The organism is Collinsella sp. An7, assembly GCF_002159335.1.
In the GTDB taxonomy this organism is placed as follows: Bacteria; Actinomycetota; Coriobacteriia; order Coriobacteriales; family Coriobacteriaceae; genus Coprousia.
Window position 1 is genome coordinate 66,097 of sequence record NZ_NFHP01000006.1, and the last position, 24,219, is coordinate 90,315.

20 protein-coding genes are annotated in these 24,219 nt (G+C 65.7%); 13 read left to right on the top strand and 7 right to left on the bottom strand.

Annotated elements, in window-relative coordinates; all coding sequences use genetic code 11:
* Window positions 1-66 precede the first annotated feature (66 nt).
* From glmS to B5G20_RS07820, 3 genes are all read left to right on the top strand, one after another.
* Window positions 67-1,974: a glutamine--fructose-6-phosphate transaminase (isomerizing) gene (gene glmS, locus B5G20_RS07810; RefSeq protein ID WP_087356355.1), complete on the top strand. Its 1,908-nt coding sequence runs from the start codon at window positions 67-69 to the stop codon at window positions 1,972-1,974.
* 238 nt (window positions 1,975-2,212) lie between these two features.
* Window positions 2,213-4,747: a phosphoketolase family protein gene (locus B5G20_RS07815; RefSeq protein WP_158094424.1), complete on the top strand. Its 2,535-nt coding sequence runs from the start codon at window positions 2,213-2,215 to the stop codon at window positions 4,745-4,747.
* Between the two features lie 360 nt (window positions 4,748-5,107).
* Window positions 5,108-6,169 (top strand): helix-turn-helix transcriptional regulator, encoded by a 1,062-nt coding sequence (locus B5G20_RS07820; RefSeq protein WP_087356357.1) that lies wholly within the window; start codon window positions 5,108-5,110, stop codon window positions 6,167-6,169.
* Between the two features lie 34 nt (window positions 6,170-6,203).
* Here the strand turns inward: B5G20_RS07820 and B5G20_RS07825 are convergent, their stop codons facing one another.
* Complete coding sequence (locus tag B5G20_RS07825; RefSeq protein ID WP_087356358.1) at window positions 6,204-6,662, bottom strand: PTS sugar transporter subunit IIA; 459 nt, start codon at window positions 6,660-6,662, stop codon at window positions 6,204-6,206.
* A gap of 567 nt (window positions 6,663-7,229) precedes the next feature.
* Between B5G20_RS07825 and B5G20_RS07830 the strand changes: the two genes are divergently transcribed.
* The 7 genes from B5G20_RS07830 to B5G20_RS07860 all read left to right on the top strand — a co-directional run bounded on the left by B5G20_RS07830 (window position 7,230) and on the right by B5G20_RS07860 (window position 14,615).
* Window positions 7,230-8,561, top strand: coding sequence for a peptidylprolyl isomerase (locus B5G20_RS07830; protein ID WP_087356359.1), 1,332 nt, complete (start codon window positions 7,230-7,232; stop codon window positions 8,559-8,561).
* 283 nt (window positions 8,562-8,844) lie between these two features.
* Window positions 8,845-9,288 carry a GatB/YqeY domain-containing protein gene (locus B5G20_RS07835; protein ID WP_087356360.1) on the top strand — a complete coding sequence of 148 codons (444 nt, stop codon included), beginning with the start codon at window positions 8,845-8,847 and terminating at the stop codon, window positions 9,286-9,288.
* A 1,273-nt stretch (window positions 9,289-10,561) separates the two neighbouring features.
* Entirely contained in the window at window positions 10,562-11,293 is a 732-nt protein-coding gene (locus B5G20_RS07840) for an amino acid ABC transporter ATP-binding protein (RefSeq protein ID WP_087356361.1), read from the top strand.
* Between the two features lie 105 nt (window positions 11,294-11,398).
* Window positions 11,399-12,262, top strand: coding sequence for a substrate-binding domain-containing protein (locus tag B5G20_RS07845; RefSeq protein ID WP_087356362.1), 864 nt, complete (start codon window positions 11,399-11,401; stop codon window positions 12,260-12,262).
* A 174-nt stretch (window positions 12,263-12,436) separates the two neighbouring features.
* Window positions 12,437-13,183, top strand: a complete 747-nt coding sequence (locus B5G20_RS07850) for an amino acid ABC transporter permease (protein ID WP_087356363.1) — start codon at window positions 12,437-12,439, stop codon at window positions 13,181-13,183.
* Window positions 13,184-13,186: 3 nt separating this feature from the next.
* Window positions 13,187-13,834 (top strand): amino acid ABC transporter permease, encoded by a 648-nt coding sequence (locus B5G20_RS07855; RefSeq protein ID WP_087356364.1) that lies wholly within the window; start codon window positions 13,187-13,189, stop codon window positions 13,832-13,834.
* A gap of 10 nt (window positions 13,835-13,844) precedes the next feature.
* The gene (locus B5G20_RS07860; protein WP_087356365.1) at window positions 13,845-14,615 is read left to right on the top strand and encodes a cytidylate kinase-like family protein; all 771 of its coding nucleotides are present in this window, start codon (window positions 13,845-13,847) and stop codon (window positions 14,613-14,615) included.
* A gap of 570 nt (window positions 14,616-15,185) precedes the next feature.
* On the opposite strand, the gene gltA is transcribed toward B5G20_RS07860, so the two are convergent.
* The 3 genes from gltA to pth form a co-directional block, all read right to left on the bottom strand.
* Window positions 15,186-16,619: an NADPH-dependent glutamate synthase gene (gene gltA, locus B5G20_RS07865; RefSeq protein WP_087356366.1), complete on the bottom strand. Its 1,434-nt coding sequence runs from the start codon at window positions 16,617-16,619 to the stop codon at window positions 15,186-15,188.
* Window positions 16,607-17,443: a sulfide/dihydroorotate dehydrogenase-like FAD/NAD-binding protein gene (locus B5G20_RS07870; protein ID WP_087356367.1), complete on the bottom strand. Its 837-nt coding sequence runs from the start codon at window positions 17,441-17,443 to the stop codon at window positions 16,607-16,609. The genes gltA and B5G20_RS07870 overlap by 13 nt, the downstream gene beginning before the upstream one ends.
* A gap of 461 nt (window positions 17,444-17,904) precedes the next feature.
* A complete protein-coding gene (pth, locus tag B5G20_RS07875; protein ID WP_204207721.1) occupies window positions 17,905-18,534 on the bottom strand; it encodes an aminoacyl-tRNA hydrolase in 630 nt (209 codons plus the stop codon).
* A 442-nt stretch (window positions 18,535-18,976) separates the two neighbouring features.
* Between pth and B5G20_RS10580 the strand changes: the two genes are divergently transcribed.
* Both B5G20_RS10580 and B5G20_RS07885 read left to right on the top strand, forming a co-directional pair.
* Window positions 18,977-19,108 carry a type II toxin-antitoxin system RelE/ParE family toxin gene (locus B5G20_RS10580; RefSeq protein WP_239286937.1) on the top strand — a complete coding sequence of 44 codons (132 nt, stop codon included), beginning with the start codon at window positions 18,977-18,979 and terminating at the stop codon, window positions 19,106-19,108.
* Window positions 19,071-19,343 carry a helix-turn-helix transcriptional regulator gene (locus B5G20_RS07885; protein WP_087356368.1) on the top strand — a complete coding sequence of 91 codons (273 nt, stop codon included), beginning with the start codon at window positions 19,071-19,073 and terminating at the stop codon, window positions 19,341-19,343. Before B5G20_RS10580 ends, B5G20_RS07885 begins: the two co-directional genes overlap by 38 nt.
* Window positions 19,344-19,577: 234 nt before the next feature.
* On the opposite strand, the gene B5G20_RS07890 is transcribed toward B5G20_RS07885, so the two are convergent.
* From B5G20_RS07890 to B5G20_RS07900, 3 genes are all read right to left on the bottom strand, one after another.
* Window positions 19,578-20,561 carry a ribose-phosphate pyrophosphokinase gene (locus tag B5G20_RS07890; protein ID WP_087356369.1) on the bottom strand — a complete coding sequence of 328 codons (984 nt, stop codon included), beginning with the start codon at window positions 20,559-20,561 and terminating at the stop codon, window positions 19,578-19,580.
* Window positions 20,562-20,621: 60 nt separating this feature from the next.
* Window positions 20,622-22,010 carry a bifunctional UDP-N-acetylglucosamine diphosphorylase/glucosamine-1-phosphate N-acetyltransferase GlmU gene (glmU, locus tag B5G20_RS07895; protein WP_087356370.1) on the bottom strand — a complete coding sequence of 463 codons (1,389 nt, stop codon included), beginning with the start codon at window positions 22,008-22,010 and terminating at the stop codon, window positions 20,622-20,624.
* A 206-nt stretch (window positions 22,011-22,216) separates the two neighbouring features.
* A complete protein-coding gene (locus B5G20_RS07900; protein WP_204207722.1) occupies window positions 22,217-23,071 on the bottom strand; it encodes an exodeoxyribonuclease III in 855 nt (284 codons plus the stop codon).
* A 296-nt stretch (window positions 23,072-23,367) separates the two neighbouring features.
* Here B5G20_RS07900 and B5G20_RS07905 point away from each other — a divergent pair, with 296 nt between their 5' ends.
* A complete protein-coding gene (locus B5G20_RS07905; RefSeq protein ID WP_087356371.1) occupies window positions 23,368-24,129 on the top strand; it encodes an NAD-dependent protein deacylase in 762 nt (253 codons plus the stop codon).
* Window positions 24,130-24,219 lie beyond the last annotated feature (90 nt).

Sequence of the window (24,219 nt, forward strand, 5' to 3'; positions counted from 1 at the left end):
GCGTCGCCCGCCGCAGGGCGCTGTATCAGACAAGAGGCCAAAAACCAATGGCGAGAGGGCAAGGCTATGTGCGGCATCGTGGGATACACCGGGCAGGACGAGGCAAAAGACATCCTCATTACCGGTCTTAAGCGGCTGGAGTACCGCGGGTACGACTCGGCGGGCGTGGCGCTCGAGTGTGCGTCCCCGGCCACCCCGGGCGCCCCTGCATCCGGCGTCACGCTCAGCGTCATTCGCCGCGTGGGCAAGGTTGCAGGTCTCGAGTCTGAGCTTTCTGCCTTTGGCGCGCCGTCTGCCTGCGGCATCGGGCACACGCGCTGGGCTACCCATGGGCGGCCGAGCGTTGCCAACGCGCACCCGCACACCTCGTGCAACGGGCGGATCGCCATCGTGCACAACGGCATCATCGAGAACTTTGCCGAGCTCCGCGCCGAGCTCGAGCGCCGCGGCCATACCTTTGCGAGCGAGACCGACACCGAGGTCTTTGCCCACCTCATCGAGGAGGCCTACGAGGGCCGTCCGGACGACCCGGCAACGGGCGAGCCGGCCCGCCCGGGCTCGCACGACCTCATGACCGCCGTCCGCGAGGCATGCACGCAGGTGGTTGGCGCGTACGGCCTTGCCGCCGTCTGCGCCGACGAGCCCGGGGTGATCGCCGTGGCGCGCAAAGACAGCCCCATCGTCATCGGGCGGGGCGAGCGTGGCAGCTACGTGGCCTCGGACGTCATCGCTCTCATCGACGCCACGCGCGACGTCGTGGTGCTCGAGGATGGTCAGTTTGCCCGTCTCACGCCCGAGGGCATCACCTACACCGATGCCGAGGGCACCCCGATTGAGCCCGCCGTCACCCACATCGACTGGGATATCGACATGGCCGAGAAGGGCGGCTACCCCGATTTTATGCTCAAGGAGATTCACGAGCAGCCGCGCGTGGTGCGCGACACGCTCGTGGGCCGCATGGTGGGCGGCGAGCTCGACATCGACGAGCTGGGGCTCACCATGGAGGAGCTCAATCTCATCGACCGCGTTTACGTGATCGCCTGCGGGACGAGCTACCACGCGGGGCTCATCGCCAAGAATCTCATCGAGGCCTGGGCGCGCATTCCCTGCGAGGTTGAGGCGGCGAGCGAGTTTAGGTACCGCAATCCCATCATCACCCCGTCTACGCTGGTGGTGGCCGTGAGCCAGTCCGGCGAGACGGCCGACACCCTCGCCGCCATCCGCGACGCGCGCATCAAGGGCGCCAAGGTCTTTGGCATCACCAACGTGGTGGGGAGCCCGGTGGCGCGCGAGAGCGACGGCGTGATCTACACCAAGGCCAATAAAGAGATCGCGGTGGCGAGCACCAAGAGCTTTATCGGGCAGGTGGTCTCGCTCACGCTGCTGGCGCTGCTGCTCGCCCAGGTCAAGGGCAAGCTCACCACGGGGCAGGTGCGGATGCTCTTCCGCGAGCTGGGAAACACGGCCGAGCAGATTCAGTGGATCTTGGAGACGCAGGGCGAGGCCATCCACGAGGCGGCGCTCGCCTGCAAGGACGCGCACTCGGCGCTCTTTGTGGGCCGCGGCATGGGTGCGGCGATCGCCCACGAGGGCGCGCTCAAGCTCAAAGAGATCAGCTACCTGCACGCCGAGGCGTACGCGGCGGGCGAGATGAAGCACGGGCCCATCGCGCTCATCGACCAGGGCTTCCCCGTGATCGCGGTGGCAACCAAGAGCCCCGTCTACGACAAGACCGTCTCAAACCTTAAGGAGTGCGAGGCGCGCGGCGCGCAGATCATCGTGGTGGCCACCGAGGGCGACGAGGAGATCCGCGCCATCGCCGACCACGTAATCTACATCCCGCCCGTGCGCGACGCCTTTAGCGCCATCACGGCGACGGTGCCGCTCCAGCTCCTCGCCCGCGAGGTGGCCATCATGCGCGGCTGCGACGTGGACCAGCCCAGAAACCTCGCCAAGAGCGTCACCGTCGAATAATGGGTCATTTGGGGACGTGTTCCAAATGACCCATTGGCGGCGGGCCCGCTTCAGAATGGGTCACTTGGAACACGTCCTCATCTGACCCATGGGCGGGTGTTCGGCGTGTGCAGTAATTGTGTCCCGCCTCGCACGAACTGGTTCTTTGCTGCCGTCCGCCGGTCCGCCGCCCTCCCGCCCCGCGCGCTCGCCTATGATGGAGGGAATCATTGTGCGCGGCCGTGCAGGGGAGGGAGCCATGGCGACGCAGCATGCAACCGATGCAGCTTGGGCATCTGGGCGCGCCACCGTCTCCGCCGAGACGGCCCGCGGCCTCGATGCCTACTGGCGCTGCGCCAACTACCTGTCGCTGGGGCAGATCTACCTGCGCGCCAACCCGCTGCTCCGCCGACCGCTCGAGCTTGGCGACGTCAAGCCGCGCCCGGTGGGCCATTGGGGCACCATCCCCGGGCTGAACTTTCTGTATGCGCACCTCAACCGCCTGGCCGCGGCGCACGCCCAGCGGACGCTCGTGGTGGTCGGCCCCGGTCACGGCGGTAACGCGGTGGCCGTGAGCTCGCTCGTAGACGGCTCGTATGCCGAGCGCTACCCCTACGTCACCGATGATGAGCAGGGTCTCGCCACCTTTATGCGCGACTACGCCGCTCCGGGCGGCATGCCCTCCAACGCCACCCCGGCGCTCCCCGGCTCCATCCACACGGGCGGCGAGCTGGGTTACACGCTCTCGCACGCCTTTGGCGCGGCGTTTGACAACCCCGACCAGCTCATCGTGCCCATCGTGGGCGACGGCGAGTCGGAGGAGGGGGCTATCGCCTCGGCGTGGAGCATGTCGCGCATCATGAACCCCGCAACCGACGGCATCGTGCTGCCGATCCTGCACCTCAACGGCTACAAGATCACCATGCCCTCGCTCATCGCGGCCGCCACGCCCGTCGAGCGCGAGATGTACTTCCGCGGGCTCGGCTACGACCCGGTCACCTTTACCGTGGGGTTTGACGACGAGGACCCCATCTCGTTCCACACGCGCTTTGCCGAGCTGCTCGAGGATGTGTACGAGCGGATTTGCGAGATCAAGGCCGAGGCCGCCGCCGGCGCCGGTGACGCCCTGGCGGGAGCGGACGAGCCGGGGCCCGCAGGCCGCCGCAACCCCGCCGCGCCGGGTACCGCGCCCTCCGCTTCCGCCGAGCCCGCGCGCACCGCACCGGCCTGGCCGCTCATCATCTTCCAGTCGCCCAAGGGCTGGACTACCCCGGCCGCGCCCGACGGCACCCCCTTTGAGGACACCACCTCCATCCATGAGGTGCCGCTGCGCATCGGTGCCTCCACCGAGCGCCTGGCCTGGCTCGAGGCCTGGCTGCGCTCGTACCGCCCCGAGGAGCTCTTTGACGCGCGCGGCGCCCTGGCGCCCGAGGTGCGCTCCATCATGCCCACGGGCGAGCTGCGCCTTGGCGTCAACCCGCTCGCCGACGGCGGCATCCTGCGCGAGCCCCTCGCCCTGCCCGACCCGGGAGACTACGCGCTCCTCATCTCCGGCCGCACGCGCGGCGAGCGCAAGGTCGGCCTGGCCGGCATGTGCGGCGCCTACACGCGCGAGGTCATGCGCGAAAACCCCGAGAACTTCCGGCTGTTCAGCCCCGACGAGCTCTCGTCCAACCGTATGGACGCCTCGCTCGAGGTCACGGGCAAGCAGTGGAACGCCGGCGGTATCGAGCGCATCTGCGACGAGGGCGACCCGGCGGTCTCGGACGACCCGGCCGAGCTCGACCTCGTGCCCTCCGGCAAGGTGGTCGAGGTACTCTCGGAGCACCAGTGCGAGGGCATGCTCGAGGGCTACGTGCTCACCGGCCGCCATGGCATCTGGGCCACCTATGAGGCGTTTGCCCAGTTAGCGGGCTCAATGGTGGGCCAGCACCTCAAGTGGCTCGAGGAGACGCGCCGCACCGCTCCGTGGCGCGTGCCGCTCTCGAGCCTGAACATCCTGCTCACGAGCCACGTGTGGCGGCAAGACCACAACGGCTTCTCGCACCAGGACCCCGGCTTTGCCGACCTGCTCATCAACAAGGCGGCGGGCGACGAGGACCTCGTCCACCTCTACTATCCGGCAGATGCCAACATGATGCTCGCCGTCATGCAGCGCTGCTATGCCTCGACCGATTGCGTCAACGCCATCGTGGCGGGCAAGCACGAGAGCCCCGTTTATCTCACGCTGGCCGAGGCGCGCGACGAGCTTGTGGCAGGTGCCGCGGTGTGGGGATGGGCGTCGAGCGTGGCGGCGGACGAGCCGGCCGATCTGGTGGTGGCCAGTGCGGGCGATGTGGTGACCGTCGAGGCCCTCGCGGCGGCGCGGCTGCTTGCCGAGCGCGGTGTGCGCGTGCGGTTTGTAAACGTGGTGGACCTGCTGCGGCTCGCGGCGCCGGGCGACGCAGCTCGCGCGCTTACGGCTGAGGCGTTTGAGCGGCTCTTCCCCCGCGAGGTGCCGGTGCTCTTCTGCTTTCACGGTTACGAGGGGCAGCTGCTTCGGCTGCTCGCGCGCCGCCCCGGGGCGGACCGCTTTGACGTGCACGGGTTCCGCAACCAGGGGGCCACGACCACGCCTTACGGCATGCTCTACGAGAACGGCATGGACCGCTTTGTCCTTGCGGCCGCGGCGCTCGAGCGCTTGGATGCTGCGGCGCATGCCGACGAGGTGGCCGAGCTGCGTGAGCGCCGCCGCGAGCTCATGGAATACACCATCGAGCACGGCATCGACCACCCGAGCCTGGGGCTGATGTAGGCGATCCCTGCTCGGGAGGGCGTCGGGCGAGGGACGTCGCAGTTTTGGGCCGTCGTGCCCCGGGCCGCCACGCCTTGCGCTGGTGCGGTTCCGGGCCGTGGTTTCGGTCGTCGGGGTTCGCCATGCCCGTACACCACCTCTGACCTGCGGAAGGCAACCAAAAGGCGCCTCGCGGTTGCGCAAATCTCACCAAAATGCAGCCCGTCGGTTGGTGGAACGGGCCGCTCGGCACCCGCAAGATGAGAGTCGTTAGCACCTAACGCCCCGCTGCGTGACACAATGGTGCGAGCGCCCGCGCGCTGCCGCCCCGGCACCCCGCGCCCCGCCAGACCGTCCCGCGGCCCGACCGAAAGGCCAGCCATGAGCTTTCGCGACAACCTCCAGCACCTCCGCGCCGAGCACAACATGACCCAGGAACAGCTTGCCATGCTGCTCGGCGTCTCGCGCCAGAGCATCACCAAGTGGGAGGCCGAGCGGGCAACGCCGGAACTCCCCAAGCTGCTCAAGCTCTGCCAGTTTTTCGACTGCTCGCTCGACGACCTCGTGACGGGCGACCTCACCGCTCGCGCCGCCTCGGGTGGCGCCGACCCCTCCGCCACCCCGTCAGTGCCCCAGGTCCCCGCCGGGCCTCCGCAGGATATCTGCGGCTACGACGAGCACCAGCGCAAGATGGCGTGGAAGGTTCCCACGGGCGTGGCGGCGATTCTCCTGGGCATCGCCCTTGGCTTTTTGCTCGAGGGCGCGGTCGACCTCGCCTCGTGGAATGGACGCGACGGGCTCTTTATTCTCGCGGTGCTTCTTGGCGTGCTCGCCGGCCTCGCGTTTCTCATCCCCGCCGGCATGGAGCACACGGCTTTTCAGAAGGCACACCCCTACGTGGAGGATTTCTACACCGAGGAGGACCGCGCCCGCGCCCGCAAGGCGTTTACCGCAGGGCTCCTCAGCGGCATTGCCTGCATTATCCTCGGCATCGGCTGCATGCTGATGCTCGAGGAGACGGCGGAGAATATATCGCTCTTCTTCTTGCTGTTCTTTATCGCGCTGGGCGCGTGGAACATCACCCACTGGGGCATGCTCCTCGGTCGCACCAACATTGCCGAGTACAACCGCAGCGTGGGCGAGGACCTGGAGCTCGAGGACATGATGACGGCGCAGATCAACGATGAGGTGCGCAGCGCGCTCATTGCCAATCGCCGCCTCAATCAAAAGATTGGCTCGGTGTGCGGCGCCATCATGCTGCTCGCGACCATCGTCGGCCTGGTGATGCTGTTTGCACCGATGGGTCAGGCGGGCACGTGGCGCTGGGGCGAGTTCAACCCCGAGGGCACCACGGCCATGTGGTTCTGGCTCGCCTGGGTTGTGGGCGGGCTGCTCTGCGGCGTGGTGAGCGTGCTGATGAAGGCGTTTGCCAGCGAGGAGTAGCGCCGGCCGGGCGGGCGCGACGCGGTCCTGCCCGCTACGCGCGCAGTAGCCGTGCGACCGCTGCCTCGTCCGCCGCGCCGGCGAGCGCCCGGGCCCGGTCTTCGTCGGCAAAGATGCTCATGAGGTGCTGCAGGGTGCTCACCTGGTCGCCCTCGTGCGTAAAACCGAGGGCGATGATGAGCTCGGCGTCGACGGGGTCGCCCATACCGTCCATCGGCGCAAAGCGCACGGGCTCCTCGGGGCGGACGATGGCGATGAAGGGCCTCTGCACGTGTACGGCGTCGGCATGGGGGATGGCGATGCCGCATGCGAGCGTCTGGAGGCCGGTGGGGTAGGTGCGCTCGCGCTCGGAGACGGCGTTGCGCCAGGTAGGGGCTACGTAGCCGCGGGACTCGAGCTCGTTGGCGAGTCGGGTGAAAACGTCATCGGGCGAGGTGGCGCGCCATCCCAAAAAGACGAGCTCCGGGGTGATGAGGTCGAGATTGAGGGGCATGGTGGTCCTTTCTGGCGGAGGGCTTCGAGCGGCGGGCCGGTTGGGCGCCCAACCTGCGTATCCTTTTGCCCCGTGTGTGCGAAATCTTCATAGGGGCTGCGACAAAATGGGCTAACTATCAGTGCTTCCATTGTAAAAGAAGGCGCCTTCCCGCGCTTGGTCGAGGGGTCTGTGTGACGCGGGCTCATCCAACAGGAGTGTCCGGCGCGGGCACCTCGCCCGCCGGCACTGCCCTGCGTGCCGCCGGCAGGCCCGGTCCAGAGGACTCGACTCATCCGGCCGCCGTATGTGCCTTGCCCGTCTGCCCGCTTTGCCCGACCTGCCCATCGGCACCTCTCGCCCGCCGGCGCTGACCCCTCGCCCAACTTCGTCCGCCAGCCCCGCCCAGCGCCCACCCTCGCCCCTCCGTACCGCTCTGCGGAACTTATGCGCAGCGCGCGCGTTACCGTGGCGCTTGTGCGAGAATGAGAGCGTTTATCTGCCCATGCGCGGGCAAGGGCGGCTCCGGTCCGCACGCCCGCTCGTAGTCCCAGGTGCCTGGCATCCGCGGAAAGGGAGCGAAGCCACATGGCGCTCTTTAGCAAGAACAAAGACAACAACAAGGCGTCCGCCGAGGACGCCCAGGCCTTCGGCAAGAAGGCGACCAGCCGGGCCGTGCGCGACGCAAAGAAAAACGCGCCCTCCAAGGCGCAGGTCAAGCGCGAGCACAAAGAGAAGATGGGCAAGGTTGCCAAGTACGTGCTCGTGGCCATCGGCTGCGCGGCCATGCTGCTCTCGGTCACGGCGATGGCGTGCTCGGGCGTGCTCAACCAGGTGAGCTCCGGCGGCGACAGCTACCACCTCACTGGCGGCGTGGCGGCCGAGGTCAACGGCGTCAACATCACCGAGGACACCGTCACCAAGCAGATCATGAGCACGCGCGAGAGCGGCGGATACGACACCGACGAGGCTTGGGCCACCTACCTGAGCAGCCAGGGCCAGACGCCCGAGACGCTGCGCGAGTCGACCATCGACAGCCTCGCGCGCCAGTACCTCATCACTCGCGGCATCCAGGATTACGACATTGTCGTCACGGACGAAGAGATCGACGATGAGATCGCCAGCCAGGCCGAGGCCTACGGCATGTCGGCCGACGACTACATCTCGCAGCTGACGGCATTTGGCTACACCGAGGACACGCTGCGTCAGTCGGTGGAGTCTTCACTCGCCCAGCAGAAGCTCCGCGACAAGGTGGCGCCGCTCGAGGACCCGTCCGACCAGGAGATTATCGACTACGTCAACCAGAACCTCGACACGCTCAACGACGCGCGCCGCTCGAGCCACATCCTCTTTAAGGTCGACTCCGACGCCACCGACGAGGAGCGCGCCGACGCACAGGCCAAGGCGCAGGAGGTGCTCGACAAGCTCAACGCCGGCGAGATTAAGTTTGCGGACGCGGCCAAGGAGTACTCCGAGGACAGTTCGGCGAGCGACGGCGGCGACGTGGGCTGGGACAAGCTCACGACGTTTGTGTCCACCTACCAGGACGCGCTTTCGCAGCTCGGCGAGGGCCAGATGAGTGGGATCGTGGAGACCGACTACGGCTACCACATCATCTTGTGCACGGGGTACTTCCACGTGGACGGCGAGGTGACCTCGATTGACCAGATTCCCGAGGACCTGCGCAAGACCATCTCAGACACCCTGGCGAGCCAGAACCAGAGCACGGCCTACAACGACTGGGTTGACCAGTATGTTGAGGACGCCGACATCCAGATCAACGAGATGCCCGCGGACGTGCCGTACAACGTTGACATGAGCCTTGCGGAGACCGACGATGCCGCAACGACGGACGACGCCGCGGCGACGGACGGGTCGGCGGACGCGGGCGCTACGGACGACGCTGCAGCGACGGAGTAGGCGCGGCGGCGCGAGGGCCGAGGACGGCCCGCATGCCGCGGTTGGCGCATCCGACCACGTGGACGGGTGCCGAGGTGCCGCCGGTTGGCCGACCACGCGAGCGGGTTGCGAAAGGCGCCGTAGATAGACCAACCACGTAGACGGGCTAAACGACCATGTAGACGGGTTGCGGCAGTGTGCCAGGTTGCCGCGAAAGTCGAGGGTATAGGCCTTCGCGCCATGCCCGAAGACTTGAACGGCAAGATGACGTGCTGCGGCAAGCCGCTGGGAAAAGGAGGACTATATGACGAATGACGAGCTTCATGCCCAAATGGTCTCGGCCATGAAGGCAAAGGACAAGACGCGGCTCTCCATCATTCGACAGGTGATGGCCGAGGTCAAGAACATCGAGGTCAACGAGCGCCGCGACGCCACCGAGGAGGACGTGACGGCCTCGATTCGCCGGCTCATCAAGCAGACGAGCGAGACGCTCGAGATGTCCGAGAAAGCAGGTAACAACCAGGAGCGCACCGATACGCTCCGCGAGCAGGTGAAGATTCTGGAGAGCCTGCTGCCGGCGCAGCTGGCGGGCGAGGAGCTCGTGCAGCTGATCGAGCAGAAGATCGCCGAGCTTGGCGTCACCTCCAAGAAGGAGATGGGCAAGGTCATGGGCGCGCTCAACAAGGCCACGAACGGCAACTTTGACAAAGCCGCCGCGGCCAAGGAGGTCGGCGCGCGCCTTTCGTAGCGTCGGCGCTGGTTACCGTGTGCGATAAGGGTCCCGCGGCTGTAACGGCCGCGGGACCCTTTGCGTTGACGGGCCCGGCGTGGGCCCAAGGTTAGCTCACCCCCGCCGCAGCTCAGCACCTAGCGAGGCAAAATCAGTCCCTTGGGAAGCAACCTGCAGCTCCCTCGTAGATCGGACTCAGCCGTTGCCGCAGTTTGTTACGCGAGAGAACGGCCTTGCCGCCCGGTTTGACGAACTGCGGTGGCCTCGTATGGAGGCGGCGGTACCGCTGCGGATCGCCAATTCATGCCGACGACCGGGCCCCTGTTTTGACGAAGTGCCGTGCAACTCGAGGCGGGCTGGACGTTCCCCAGCAGATGGTCAAACGGAGACTGCGTTCACCCTCTCCGTTTGACAGGCCGCGGGGGAACTCGCGCCGGGCCGCCAGTGCATTGCGGTTCGTCAATCGAGGCCGCTGCCCTGCGGCCCGGCGGGCCGCGACGGGATGCGGCGCGGCCAGACACCGCGCTGCGCCCTGAAAAAACAGCAACCCTGGCCAATTATCCGGTCGAAAAAGTATTTTGGCGAGCGGCGGGCCCGGCCGAGGTGTCCCGCCGGCCCCCAAGATGCGCAAAACGCCGCCCAGGGGGCGGGCATGGGCGGGGCAACCGCGCCGGGAGGCCCCCTGGGGGCCAGCGGGGCGTTGCCAGATTACTTTTTCGACCGTGTTTTTGGCCACACTGGGCTATTTTTTTCTGCCGGGGAACCCCGTGCGGGCTCCCACGGTGCGTTGGGACAGCGGTAAGAGCCCGCAAATCCGGGATGGAGGTCCGCACGGTCAGTCGGGGCAACGTGGCGCTGGCGGCCCTCGAGGAGAGATGGACGTCAGAGGAGGCGCCCGCCCGCCCCTCCGCCGTCCTGCCGGCCCGTCTTCACCCGCTAGCGACCACCCGCCAACTCTGCCGCCCGCCCCCGCCCCCGCCCCAATAACCCCTCTCCATCATCCCTGCACATACCCTGACCTGCGAAAGTGGTTAGATGTCAAACAATTCGGGTATCATAAGACAATCGTGCGTGCGCCCCCTAGCTGGGGGCGTTTGCTTCTGGCGCGCGTCGGACCCGTCGGGCCAGCAGCCCGCAGCCGGGCCCGCGGGACCCCAGGGGGCCGCGTTACCTGTCTGTTGCAGGCGGCTCCCCAGAAAGCCCCGGTCCGCGCGCTGTTCTACAATGAGCCCACGAACCGCGCCGTGCGCACCGCGTGCGGCGGCTGGCTCAGAGGGAAAGGATGCTGCCCATGGCCGAGATGATCGAGATCCGTGGCCTCAACAAGTATTTTGGCGACCTGCATGTCCTCAAGGACATCAACCTCACCGTCAAGCGCGGCGAGAAGGTCGTTATCATCGGACCGTCCGGCTCGGGCAAGTCTACGCTCATCCGCTGCGTCGACTGGCTCGAGGAGCCCACGTCGGGCACCGTCTCCATCGACGGCACCCAGCTCACCAAGAAGAACCACCTCGAGATGACCCGCAAGTACAGCTCGATGGTCTTTCAGCAGTTTAACCTCTATCCCAACATGACGGTGCTCGGCAACCTCACGCTCGCGCCCATCAAGCTGCAGAAGAAGAGCAAAGAGGAGGCCACCAAGACCGCCATGGAGGCGCTCGAGCGCGTCGGCCTCGCGCAGAAGGCGGGCGAGTACCCGCAGAACCTCTCAGGCGGCCAGCAGCAGCGCGTCGCCATCGCGCGCGCCATGTGCACCAAGCAGCCGATCATCCTCTTTGACGAGCCCACCTCGGCGCTCGACCCCGAGATGATCCAGGAGGTGCTCGACGTCATGATCGAGCTCGCACAGGAGAACATCACCATGATCTGCGTGACGCACGAGATGAACTTCGCCAAGCAGGTGGCCGACCGCGTGATCTTTATGGACGACGGTCAGATCCTGGAGGAGGGCACGCCCGAGCACTTCTTTACCAACCCGCAGAACCCGCGCTGCAAGGACTTCCTCAACAAGATCCTGCACTAGCGTGTCGTTTTGGCCAACCCGCCCGGCCTTGCGCTCGGGCGGCTCGCACGGCGCCCGCGCCCCGGCGCACCCGGTGGGCGCCCGTACCAAAAGGAGGTACCTCTTATGTCTCTGTCCCGTCGTCAGTTCGTGAAGGTTTTCGGTCTCTCCGCCGCCGCTCTCGGCAGCATGGGCGTCCTCGCCGGCTGCTCGGGTGAGGATGCCGGCAACGGCTCCACCTCCAGCGAGTCCAAGGTCGAGGCCATCAAGGCGCGCGGCAAGCTCAACTGCGGCGTTAAGCAGGACGTTGTGGGCTACGGCTACCTCAACACCGAGACCGGTGAGTACGAGGGGCTCGAGATCGACCTGTGCTACCAGCTCGCGGCCGCGGTGCTCGGCACCACGTACGAGGAGGCTAAGGAGCAGGGCCTGTGCGAGTTTACCGCCGTCACGCCCAAGACCCGCGGCCCGCTCATCGACAACGACACCCTCGACGTGGTCGTGGCGACCTACACCATCACCCCCGAGCGCGAGGAGGACTGGGACTTCTCCGAGCCCTACCGCACCGACTCGGTGGGCATCATGGTCATGAAGAACTCGGGCATCGAGTCTATGGCCGACCTTGACGGCAAGACCATCGGCGTTTCGCAGGGCTCCACCACCAAGGACGCCATCCTGCAGATGCTTGAGGACGAGGGCATCGACGCCACGCCGGAGTTCAGCGAGTATGCGGACTACCCGACGATCAACTCGGCGCTCGAGAGCGGCAACATCGACGCCTTTGCCATGGACCGCTCCACGCTCAACACCTATATGAACGACCAGAAGGAGTACGTCGAGCCCGACATCAAGTTCGGCACGCAGGAGTACGGCGTTGCCACCAAGAAGGGCTCCGATCTCTCCGACGTGGTGGACGAGACGGTGACCGAGCTGATCGGCAACGGCTGGATGGACGAGGAGATCACCACCTGGCTCGGCGAGAGCGCGTAAGACCAGGCGTTTCTGACGCGTGCGAGGCGGGTGCTGCGCCATCGGTTGCGCCGCACCCGCTTCCCGCTTTGACCGTGCCCGGGGCGGGCGACCGGCACTCGCCAGCCGGTGCGCACCGAGGGCGCCCGATGCGGCGCTGCCCCGCTCCTCGGGGCACTTTGGAAAGGAAGGGCTATGCTCGACGGTCTCTTCGACCCTAGACGATGGCAGATTACACTCGCCTCTATGGATAGCTTCTGGCAGGGTTTTGGCTTTACCCTGCAGGTGACGATCGCCGGTCTGGCGATCTCGCTGGTGCTCGGGTGCATCCTGGGCGTCTTCTCGACCACGCGCTCGCGCATTCTGCGCGCTATCAGCCGCGTGTACGTCGAGTTCTTCCAGAACACGCCGCTTCCCGTGCAGGTGTTCTTCTACTACATGGCCGGCCCGCGCGTGCTGCAGGCCATCCTCGGCGCGCCAAGCCCGGTGCGCCTGTCGTCGTTTGCCATCGGCGCGCTCGGCGTGGGCCTCTACCACGCGGCCTACATCTCCGAGGTCATCCGCACCGGCATCGAGAGCGTGCCGCGCGGCCAGATGGAGGCGGCGCAGAGCCAGGGCTTTACGCGTGCGCAGGCCTACATGCTCATCATCCTGCCGCAAACCTTCAAGGTCATCCTGCCGCCGCTCTGCAACCAGGCGCTCAACCTGGTCAAGAACACCTCGGTGCTCGCGCTCATCGCCGGCGGCGACCTCATGTACAACGCCGACAACTTCGTCTCGACCTACGGCTACCTCCAGGGCTACATCATGGCCTGCGTGCTGTACTTCATCATCTGCTTCCCGCTGGCGCTGCTGGTGCAGTGGCTCGAGAAGCGCTCCAAGGTGCGCCCGCGCGCCAAGAAGATTCCCGGCATCACCCCCGAGCCCACGAAGGAGGCGTAACCCATGGCGATCTTTACCCCGGCAAACGTCTCGTTCATCATGGCGGGCTTTCTCAAGACCATCGAGATCTCGGTCTTGGCCATCATCTGCTCGGTTGTGCTCGGCACGGTGCTCGCGCTCATCAAGCAGTACTGCACGGGCAAGCTGAGCATCTTCAAGTGGCTGGTCTCGGCCTATATCGAGCTCTTCCGCTGCACGCCTAACCTGCTGTGGATCCTCTTTATCTACTTTACGGTCAAGGGGTCCGATGTCTTTATCTCGGTGCTGGCGTTTACGCTCTTCACCTCCGCCGTTATGGCCGAGATCGTGCGCGGCGGCCTCAACTCCATCCCCAAGAGTCAGTTTGAGGCGGCCAAGAGCCAGGGCTTTGGCTTCTTTGCGAGCATGCGCTACATCATCTTGCCGCAGACCTTCAAGACGATCATCCCGGCGCTCTTCTCGCAGTGCACGACGGTCATCAAGGACTCCTCGTACCTTGCGGGCATCAACGTGATGGAGTTCATGTTCTCGGCCAAGGTCGTGATGGGTTACACCACCGACCTCAGCCAGGTGCTTCTGCTCTACGGGTTTGTGTTCCTGCTCTACTTTGCGCTGAACTTTGGCATCTCGCTCGTGGTGCGCGCGTATCAGCGGCGCGTGGTCGCGGCGTAGGGAGGTCGTTATGGCTATCGACATCAGGACGCTTCTGCAGGCGCGCCCGACGCGGCGCGATCGCATCGAGGCGCGGGTTTCGGCCGCCGAGGCCGACCGCGCGGGGCAGCCGGTGGTCATCACCATCGCGCGTGACTTTGGCGCCGAGGGGCACGAGATCGGCAAGATGCTCGCGAGCGAGCTGGGCATTCCGCTCTACGACAAGGAGGTGCTCGTTCGCGCGAGCCAGCGCGCCGGCGAGACCGTCGACAAGATCGCCCAGTACGACGAGCAGCTGGCGGCTGAGTTTACCGCCTTCCTGCCCGACCGCGTGGACTCGCGCACGCTTGCCGACAAGCTCTTTGAGCAGATGACGCAGGTGATTTTGGACCTCGGCTCCACCGAGAGCTGCATCATCGAGGGGCGCCTGTCCGACTACATCCTGCGCTTTAACCCCAACCACATCGCCGTGCTGGTGACAGCGCCGCTCGAGGACCGCGTCAAGATCGTGAGCGGCAAGCGCGGGATTACCCTCGCGCAGGGTCGGCGCCTGGTAAAGCGCATGCAGCGCTTCCGCGAGGACTTCTACAAGCGGTACTCCGCGGGCAAGTGGCGCATGGATTCGGGCAAGGACATCGTGGTCAACCGCGCTAAGCTGGGGCGACAAGGCTGCGTGGACGTGATCGCCGCCGCGTATCGCGCCAAGCTGCGAGACCTGGGCGTGTGCGAGGACGAGACGGCGCGTGCCGTCGAGGAGGCCGATGCCGCGCGTCCGCTGCACGTGGCGGCAACGGTGGAGTAGGCGCCAGGGTCGGAGCGGCCGCGCGGCCTGGGGTGGCTGCGGGGCGTGCGTTATCCGTCTTATGTTGGGGCGGAAGTTGTGCAACGGTTTGTCAAACGAGCGCCGAGCGTGGGCGTGGGGTTTGACGAGCTGTTGCGCAACTTTCGCCCCGTTTTGTGTTTTAGTGCAGTTTGTCAAAGTGACGGCCTGGGACGCGGTTTGGATTGACGACTTGCAGCATAACGTTGTGCACCACGTGCGTTCCGACGCGGTTTGGCAAAGTAACGGCCTGAATTGCGGCCCAGATTGACGATTTGCAGCACGACGTGTTGCACCGTGCGCATTCCTGTGCGGTTTGTCAGGGTGGAGCGGCTTGGCTGGCCTGTTTGCTTGACGCTCGGCGTCGCCGCACCGACCCGGACCTGCCCTGAGGGTGGCCGGGGGAACGTTCGGGCAATTGCCAGTACAAGCCGACGCCGGGCCGGGGTCATCAGCCCACCGGGGGCTACCTTGCGGCAGCTTTCGGCCCGGCCTTGATCTCAACCCGGCTGCTGTCCGACCCCAACCCCAATTTATCGCTGGTCGAGTCCTCTACTCGCTCAGCAGCGTCTCGGCAATCGAGCGCGCCGCCGTCTTGCCGGCACCCATGGCCAGGATCACCGTCGCCGCGCCCGTCACGATGTCGCCGCCAGCCCAGACGCGCGGGTTGCTCGTGCGGCCGTTCTCGTCGGTATCGATGTAGCCCCACTTGTTGGCCTCAACGCCCGAGGCAGGGCTCGCAAACGGGTTGGCCTTGGTTCCAATGGCCGTAATCGCCACGTCGCAGGGAATCTCGAGCGTGGCGCCCTCAACGGGCACGGGCCGGCGCCGGCCCGACTCGTCGGGTTCGCCGAGCTCCATCTGCTGTAGGCGGATGCCGTTTACGAAGCCGTCCTCGCCAGCCGTAAACTCCAGCGGGCTCACCAGCTCCAGAATCTCAACGCCCTCTTCCTTGGCGTGGTGAATCTCGGCGCGGCGCGCGGGCATCTCGGCCTCGGTGCGGCGGTAGGCGAGAGTGACCTTCTCCGCCCCCAGGCGCAGCGCTGTGCGCGCGGCGTCCATGGCCACGTTGCCGCCGCCAAAGACCACGACGTTCTTGCCGTGGCGGACGGGCGTGTCGTACTCGGGGAACTCGTAGGCGCGCATGAGGTTCACGCGCGTGAGGTACTCGTTGGCGCAATAGACGCCGGGGAGATTCTCGCCCGGCACGTTGAGAAAGCGTGGCAGGCCCGCGCCCACGGCCAGGTAGAGCGCCTCAAAGCCCTCGTCAAAGAGCTCGTCGGCCGTAAAGAGGCGCCCGGCCACCGCGTTGTACTCAAAGTGCACGCCGAGCTGCTCCAGGCTGTCGATCTCGCGCTTGACGATGCTCTTGGGCAGGCGGAACTCCGGGATGCCATAGGTCAGCACGCCACCGCCGGTAAAGAACGCCTCAAACACGGTAACGTCAAAGCCCCCGCGCGCAAGCTCGCCCGCGCACGCAATGCCCGACGGGCCGGAGCCCACAACGGCGACCTTCTTGCCGTTGCTCGGCTTGCGCTCGGGGGTGCTGCCCAGCTCGTCGGCCATGTCGCCCACCATGCGCTCGAGCTGGCCGATGGCCACCGGCTCGCCCTTGCGTCCCAGGATGCACTTGCCTTCGCACTGGTTCTCTTGCGGGCAAACGCGGCCGCAGACGGAGGGAAGGAGGTTGTCGGCCTTGATGGTGTCAAACGCGCCCGCCCAGTCCTCGTTGCGGATCTGCGCGATGAACTGCGGAATGTGCACGCCCACAGGGCAACCCTCCATGCAGAGGGGCTTCTTGCAGTCGAGGCAGCGGTTGGCCTCGGCAATGGCGTCGGCCTTGGTGTAGCCGGTGTCGACGGGGCGGAAGTCACAGGCGCGCTCGGCCGCCGGCTCCTCGTTGGCCGGGGTGCGGGGAGCCCGGCTCGGACGGTACTTCTTGGGCTCGGAGTTCGCCGCAGGGGCGGCGGGAGTTACTTCTGGCATGCGCAGGCCTCCTCGTAGTGCTTGTTTGCTGCGGCTTCTTCGGTCTTGTAGCTGGCCTGGCGCGCGGCGAGGTCGTTCCAGTCGACCTGCGTGGCGTCAAAGTCGGGTCCATCAACGCAGGCAAACTTGGTCTTGCCGCCCACCTCAACGCGGCAGCAGCCGCACATGCCCGTGCCGTCGACCATGATGGGGTTGAGGCTCGCGATTACGGGGACCTCGTACTTCTCGCAGGTGAGGGCCGAGAACTTCATCATCGGCACCGGGCCCACGCAAAAGACGCTGTCGACCTCGCCGGCCTGGCAGATGCGCTCGAGGGGTCCCGTGACCACGCCCTGCTCGCCGGCGGTGCCGTCGTCGGTGGTGATGTAGAGGTGTTCGAGCGGCAGGGCCTCAAACTGCTCGGTGAGGATGAGCAGGTCCTTGGTGCGGGCGCCCATGATGACAGAGACGTGCTTGCCCTGTTCGCAGAGCATGCGGGCGACGGGGTAGGCGATGGCGAGTCCCACACCGCCGCCGATAACGACCACGCGGTCGCCCTCAACCGTGGTGGGGCAGCCGAGCGGACCGGTGACGTCCTGCAGGTAGTCGCCCTCGTTCATCTGCGAGAGGCAGCGGGTGGTTTTGCCCACGACCATAAAGATGAACTCGATCCAGCCCTCGTCGGCGTTCCAGTTGGCAAAGGTAAACGGCACGCGCTCGCCGGTCTCGTTGGCGCGCACCATAAGGAACTGCCCCGCATGCGCCTTTTTGGCCATGCGCGGCGCGGCGACGCGGACCTCAAAGACCTTCTCCGAGAACTGCGTCTTTTTGAGAATCTGATACATACGGCCCCTCTCATGACCGGCAGTGCCGTATCCCGGCCCGGCGAAGCGGACCCTGGTGCGGCGGATATGCCGGGCGTTTGCAGAGACCGTCATTATACCTCGCGCTGGCCGGTGCCTGCGGCGCCTGCCGTGCGGGGTGATTTAGAAACAAAGGGCATTTGGGGGGGTGATTTTGGGCGGAGCGAGATGTCCATAAAAACTCGACCCCTGATGTGAGTGTATCTTTTGGGAAGGCGGAGTACTACTTTAGTTAGTTAGAGTGCTCAACTGGGAACATGCTGAGCACTACGGCCAAAATGCGGGGTCTACTCGGGGTCTTCAAAAGATGCACTCACATCGGGGATTGAGTTTTTCGAGGGGGGCCGGTTTGCGGTCTCGCAGGGCGGAATCGGCCCGTTGGACGCGGCCATGACACCCCGGTTTAGCGCTGGCGCGGCCTTCTTGCCGCGGGCTGCCGCGCGTTAGTGCTTGCCGTTCTGCGCGGCGGAGCCGTTGACGTGATCGCGCGCAAAGACCACTCCGCGCACGAGGGCGAGTGCTGCGGCGTCGGCCGCGCGGGCGCAGGTCTCGTCAAATGCCTCGAGTTCCTTGGGGCGAAACTGTTTGAGCACAAAGTCGGCCACGGGCATGCGCCCGGGCGGGTTGCCGATCCCCACGCGGATGCGGCTGAAGTCGCGGCTGCCGAGCTTGTCGATGATCGAGCGCAGACCGTTGTGGCCCGCGTGCCCGCCGCCGACCTTAACGCGCACGTCGCCCTCGGGGATATCGAGCTCGTCGTGGATGACGAGCACCTCCTCGGGGCGCACCTTGTAGGCGGCGCAGAGCTTGGAGATGGGTCCGCCGCTCGTGTTCATATACGACTGCGGCTTGACCAGCACGACCTCGCGCTTGCCGCCCTCGGCCTCGGCGTCGTTGACCTTTATGACGGCCACCTCTGCCCCGAGCTGGTTTTTCCAGTAGGTCACGCCCGCCTGCCGCGCAAGCTCGTCAACCGCCCGAAAGCCCGCGTTGTGCCGCGTGGCGGCGTACTCCTCGCCGGGGTTGCCGAGTCCCGCGACCAAGCGAATCGTGCCAGGTTGTGCTGCTGCCATGAGGTTCCTTTCGATGCGTAGCTTCAGCCCGATATTGTAACAAGCGCTGTGCGGCGGCGCCTGCATCCCTCGGCCTCTCCATCTGCGCAGGGTTCGAACGGTCATGAGAGGGAAATGAGGCTGAGCGCTATGCAAAGAACAGATGTTCGTATTAGGAGGTTTGCATAGTATTACCATATATGATAATTTTAGAAGGCGGTTCCATGGAGGTCGTGTACTATGAAGACAACAGGGGGCGTCAGCCTGCACGCGAGTTCATCGACGGGCTCAATCCAAAGATGAAGGCAAAACCCTCGGCAGGCTGTTGTTGCTTGAGGAATATGGCGAGCGGCTTTCCATGCCCTTTGCCCGTCATCTAGAAGATGGTATCTACGAGCTGCGAATCCCCTAGGGATCGGACATCACGCGCCTGCTCTATTTCTTATGCATCGGCGATCGAGCGATCGTTACAAATGGGTTTGTTAAGAAAACCCAGCGTACGCCAAGGAGAGAAATCGAGAAGGCGAAGCGCTACAGAGATGATTGGAGGATGCGCTATGGCCAGCGTAAGAGAACACCTCGAAGCCTCTCTTAACGATCCGGCGTTCCGTGAGGAATGGGAGGCGCAGGAGGTTGAGCGCGAGGTTATCGGCAGCATTGTGGAGGCTCGTCTTGCGGCGGGACTCAGCCAGAAAGAGCTTGCAGAGCGTTGCGGCATGAAGGCGTCAAATCTATGCCGCTTGGAAAACGGCAACGGCAATCCGTCTGTCGCCACGCTTGCAAAAATTGCGCGCGGCCTCGGGAAGCGCCTCCGCATCAGCTTCGTGTAGTCCCGCAACGGCAGCGCGAGTCCATTACGGTTGCGTCGCCGCTTCGACCCCGGACGTCCCTGCGCTATTGCCCCCCGGCGTCCCTAAAGCGCCTGCGCGCAGGTGAGAAGCTGAAGCGGAAAACGGGAGGCCCCGGAGAACGTCCTCGGCGCAAAGATCGCGCCTGCGGAATGTTCTCCGGGGCCTCCCGTTTTCCGCTTCAGCTTCTCCCCGTGGGGAGCGCCGCGCTTTACGCTACATCGCAAAGTCGCCGCCCACGAGGACGGACACGCTCTCCTCGCCGTAGACGGCGGCGATAGCGTTGGCGAACTCCTCGGCAACCGAAATCGTCTTGATCTTGCCGCCGACCTCAACGGGGATGGAGTCGGTGACCACGCATTCGACGATCGGGGCGTCGTTCAGGCGCTCGACCGCGGGACCCGAGAAGATGCCGTGCGTGGCGCACACGTAGATGTCGCCCGCACCCATCTTCTTGAGCTCGCGCACGCTCGCGCAGAGGGTGCCGGCGGTGTCGATCATATCGTCGTTGATGACGCAGGTCTTGCCCTCGATATCGCCGATGATGCCCATGACCTCGGCGGCGTTGTGGCGCGGACGGCCCTTGTGGGCAATGGCGAGCGAACAGCCGAGCATGTCGGAGAGCTTCTTGGCGGCCTTGGCGCGACCCACGTCGGGCGAGACCACAACGAGGTTGTCGGTATCGAAGTTCTTGGCGTTGTAGTACTCGCCAAAGAGGGGGAGGGCTGAGAGGTGGTTCACCGGAATGTCAAAGAAGCCCTGGATCTGGCCCTGATGCAGGTCGAGCGTGATAACGCGGTCAACGCCGGCGCGCTCGAGGAGGTTGGCCACAAGACGGGCGGTGATGGGTTCGCGCGGGGCGGCCTTGCGGTCCTGGCGCGCGTAGCCGTAGTGCGTGATGCAGGCGGTGATGGTGCGGGCCGAGGCGCGCTTCGCGGCATCGGTGGCGATGAGCAGCTCCATCAGGGCGTCGTTGACATCTCCGCAGATCGACTGGATAAAGAACACGTCGGCGCCACGGACGGTCTCGTCAAAACGCGCGTAGATCTCGCCGTTGGCAAACTTCTCGAGCGCCAGACCGGAAAGCTCAACACCGAGGATCTTGGCAATCTTCTCCGCGAGCGGACGGTTGGCGGTGCCCGAGTAGACGCGCATCGTCTTAAACATCGGCATCGACTTGCTGAAATCTGTGGTCGGCATGTTCTCCCCTTCTGGTTTGAGCGCGCTCCCTGCAAACGCCCTTGTTGCCCTGCCTTGACCTTACTTGCCCTGCTGCCGCGCGCGCTTGCGCTCGGTGTAGCCGGGTATGATGCGCTGCTCGGTGCGCTCGAGGGCGAGTGCGCCGTCAGGAACATCCTTGGTGATGGTGCCGCCAGCTCCCGTGACGGCATCGGCGCCGATGTTGACCGGGGCGACCATCATGGTGTCGGACCCGATAAACGTGTTGTCGCCGATGGTGGTGGCGTTCTTGTGAACGCCGTCGTAGTTGCAGGTGATGGACCCCGCGCCGATGTTGACGTTGGCGCCCATGGTGGTGTCGCCGATGTAGCTGAGGTGCGGCACCTTAGACCCCACGCCGATGGTGGACTTCTTGATCTCCACGTGCGTGCCGGCCTTGGAGTGGTCGCACAGGTGCGTGCCGGGGCGCAGGTAGGCGCGCGGACCGCAGCTCACGTAGTCGTCGATCTGCACGTTCTCGGCCACGGTCTCGTCAATAACGGAGTGGTTGCCCACGCGCGTGTCCATGAGGCGCGTGTTGGGGCCGACGATGCACTCCTCGCCGATTTGGGTGGTGCCCATGATCATGGTCGAGGGGTAGATGATGGTATCGCGCCCAACCTGCGCATCGGGGCCGACCCAGGTGCTCGACGGGTCGATCATGGTAACGCCCTCGGCCATGAGACGCGCGTTGATGCGGTCGCGGGCGAGGGCGGTGAGCTCGGCGAGCTGCGCACGGCTGTTGACGCCGAGGCCCTCGCGGAAGTCGTTGCAGTGAAAGTACGTGACGGGCTTGCCCGCGTGGCGGAGAATCTCGAGCATGTCGGGCAGGTAGTACTCGTGTTGGGCGTTGTCGCAGCCGATCTCGCCCACGTGCGCGGCGAGCGCGGCGCCGTCAAAAGCGTAGCAGCCGGCGTTGCACTCGAGCAGCGTCTTGGCCTGCTCGTTGGTGCAGTCCTTCTGCTCGATAATACGCAGGACCTGGCCCTCGTCGTTAAGTTCGATGCGCCCGTAGCCAAAGGGGTCGGGCGGGGTCATGGTGAGCACAGCGGCCGCGGCGCGACCCTCGGCCACGGTGTCGGCAAACTTGCGGATGGTCCTGGGCTCGATGAGCGGCAGGTCGCCGTTGAGCACCACCACGGGCCCCTCGGAAATACCGCACGCCTCGATGGCCACCTTGACGGCGTGGCCGGTGCCGAGGCGTTCGGCCTGCTCGACGCACTCAACGCCGTCGATGCCCTCAAGCAGCGCGCGGACCTCGTCGCCGTGGCTGCCCACGACGGTGACGACCCGCTGCGCGCCCGCGGCGAGCGAGGCGTCGACGATCCAGCGGATCATCGGCTTGGCGAGGATGCGGTGCGAGACTTTGGCATGGTTGGACTTCATGCGGGTACCCTCGCCGGCGGCGAGGATGATGACGGTTGCGTCCATAGAGTTCCCCCGAAAGGTCTGCGCGAGCAGATGCTCCGGCTCGGTTGAGTCGGACACCCTGCATCATACCGCAGGTTGGGGCGTGCGGCGGCATATGCGCGCGTTCCCCATATCAGGGGGTGGGCGAGGGGCGTGCGGCGGGGTACGCCGGGGTCGAGTTTTTCGCGCTGGCTTCTACGCTTCGAATTGCCGCGTGCGACAGGGCGCTACAGCTCGATTTCGAGTTCCACGGGGCAGTGGTCGGAGCCAAAGATGTCGCTCCGGATGCCCGCCGCGCGCACGCGCTCGGCCACCGCGTCGCTCACCAAGAAGTAGTCGATGCGCCAGCCCGCGTTGTTCTTGCGTGCGTTAAAGCGGTAGCTCCACCAGCTGTAGGCGCCCGTCTCGTCGGGGTGCAGCAGGCGGAAGGTGTCGGTGTAGCCGGCATCGAGCAGCTCGGAGAACTTGCCGCGCTCCTCGTCCGAGAAGCCTGCGTTGCCGCGGTTGCTCTTGGGGTTCTTGAGGTCGATCTCCTCGTGCGCCACGTTAAAGTCGCCGCAGGTCACCACGGGCCTGCCGGTCTCGGTCTCAAGGCTGCGCAAAAAGGCGCGGTAGGCGTCGTCCCAGGCCATGCGGGTGGAAATGCGCGCGAGCTCGTTTTGCGCGTTGGGGGTGTAGACGTCCACAAACCAAAAGCGGTCAAACTCGAGCGCGCACACGCGGCCCTCGGTCGCGGCCTCGGCCACGAGGTCGGCCGCCTCGCCCTCGCCCGCAAACGGCAGCAGGCTGTCGGCGTGGCGGACCGAGAGCGGCTCGCCCAGCGTGTCGGTGCGGGTAAAGACCGCCGTGCCCGAGTAGCCCTTGCGCTCGGCGTAGCTCCAGGTCTGCGTGTAGCCGGGGATGTCGAGCTCCACCTGGCCCTCCTGCAGCTTGGTCTCTTGGATGGCGAGGATGTCGGCATCGAGCTCGGACATGATGTCGGTAAAGCTCGGCTCCTTTTTGAGCACGGCGCGCAGGCCGTTGACGTTCCACGAGGCAAACTTGTAGGTGCGCAGATCGGCAGGTGCGTTGGTAGCGGGCATGCGGGCTCCCTTGGGCGGGGGTGGATACAAAATGCTAGTCACATCCTATCGTATTGTGGGGACGGGCGCAGGTGCGGCCTGCGGTCGGGCGAGCGGTGGTCCTTGCCTGCAGCGTGCGCTTCCGCTCGTCGGCAACGGAGCGGTCGATGGCCCCGTCTGTGCCGGGCCTTGCCTGCGATGGGGACGGCTGCCGCTCTAAAAGGCATACAATGCAGGCAAGAGCGCTCGGGGCGCAGGGTTGCGGGTCCAGCTCGGTTGGCCTTCCGACGCCCGGGCGGCGGAACGAATGGAGGCCGATGATGGCGACGGGCAAGGCAATCACTGATGCGGGCGAGGCTGCGGAGGAGCTTAAGCGACTCTTTGGGGAGCACCGCCGCGCGGTCTTTTTTGGCGGCGCCGGGGTGTCCACCGCGAGCGGCATCCCCGACTTCCGCAGCGTCGACGGCCTCTACCATCAGCGGTTTGCCTACCCGCCCGAAACCATGCTCAGCCACGAGTTCTACGTGGAGCATCCCGGCGAGTTCTTTGAGTTCTATCGCACCAAGATGATCGCACCCGCGGCGCGTCCCAACCGCTGCCACATCAAGCTCGCCGAGCTTGAGCGCGACGGGCGGCTCGCGGCGGTGGTGACGCAGAACATCGATGGGCTGCATCAGGCCGCGGGCAGCGAGCGGGTGTGGGAGCTCCACGGATCGGTGCATCGCAACATCTGCCAGCGCTGCGGGGCCACCTACTCCGCCGAGTGGGTGCTCGAGGACGGCCGCGACGACCCGCGCCACGTGCCGGTGTGCCCCGCGTGCGGCGGTACTATCAAGCCCGACGTGGTGCTTTATGGCGAGACTTTGCGCGAGCGCGTGCTCGAGGGCGCAGTGCGCGCGATTGCCGAGGCGGACCTGCTGGTCATTGGCGGCACGTCGCTCGTGGTCTATCCGGCGGCGGGGCTCACCAGGTATTTCTCGGGCGACACGCTTGCAATCGTCAACCGCGACCCCACTCCACAAGACGCGCAGGCCGACGTGCTCATCTCGTGCGACATCGCAAAGGCGTTTGATTTTTAGAATGGTACAGTTGGGGACGTGTTCGTTTTGCACCATTGGGCATCCTCGGTACAAAGTTCTGTCTCTTTGTACCGTTTGTACCGGCCGTGC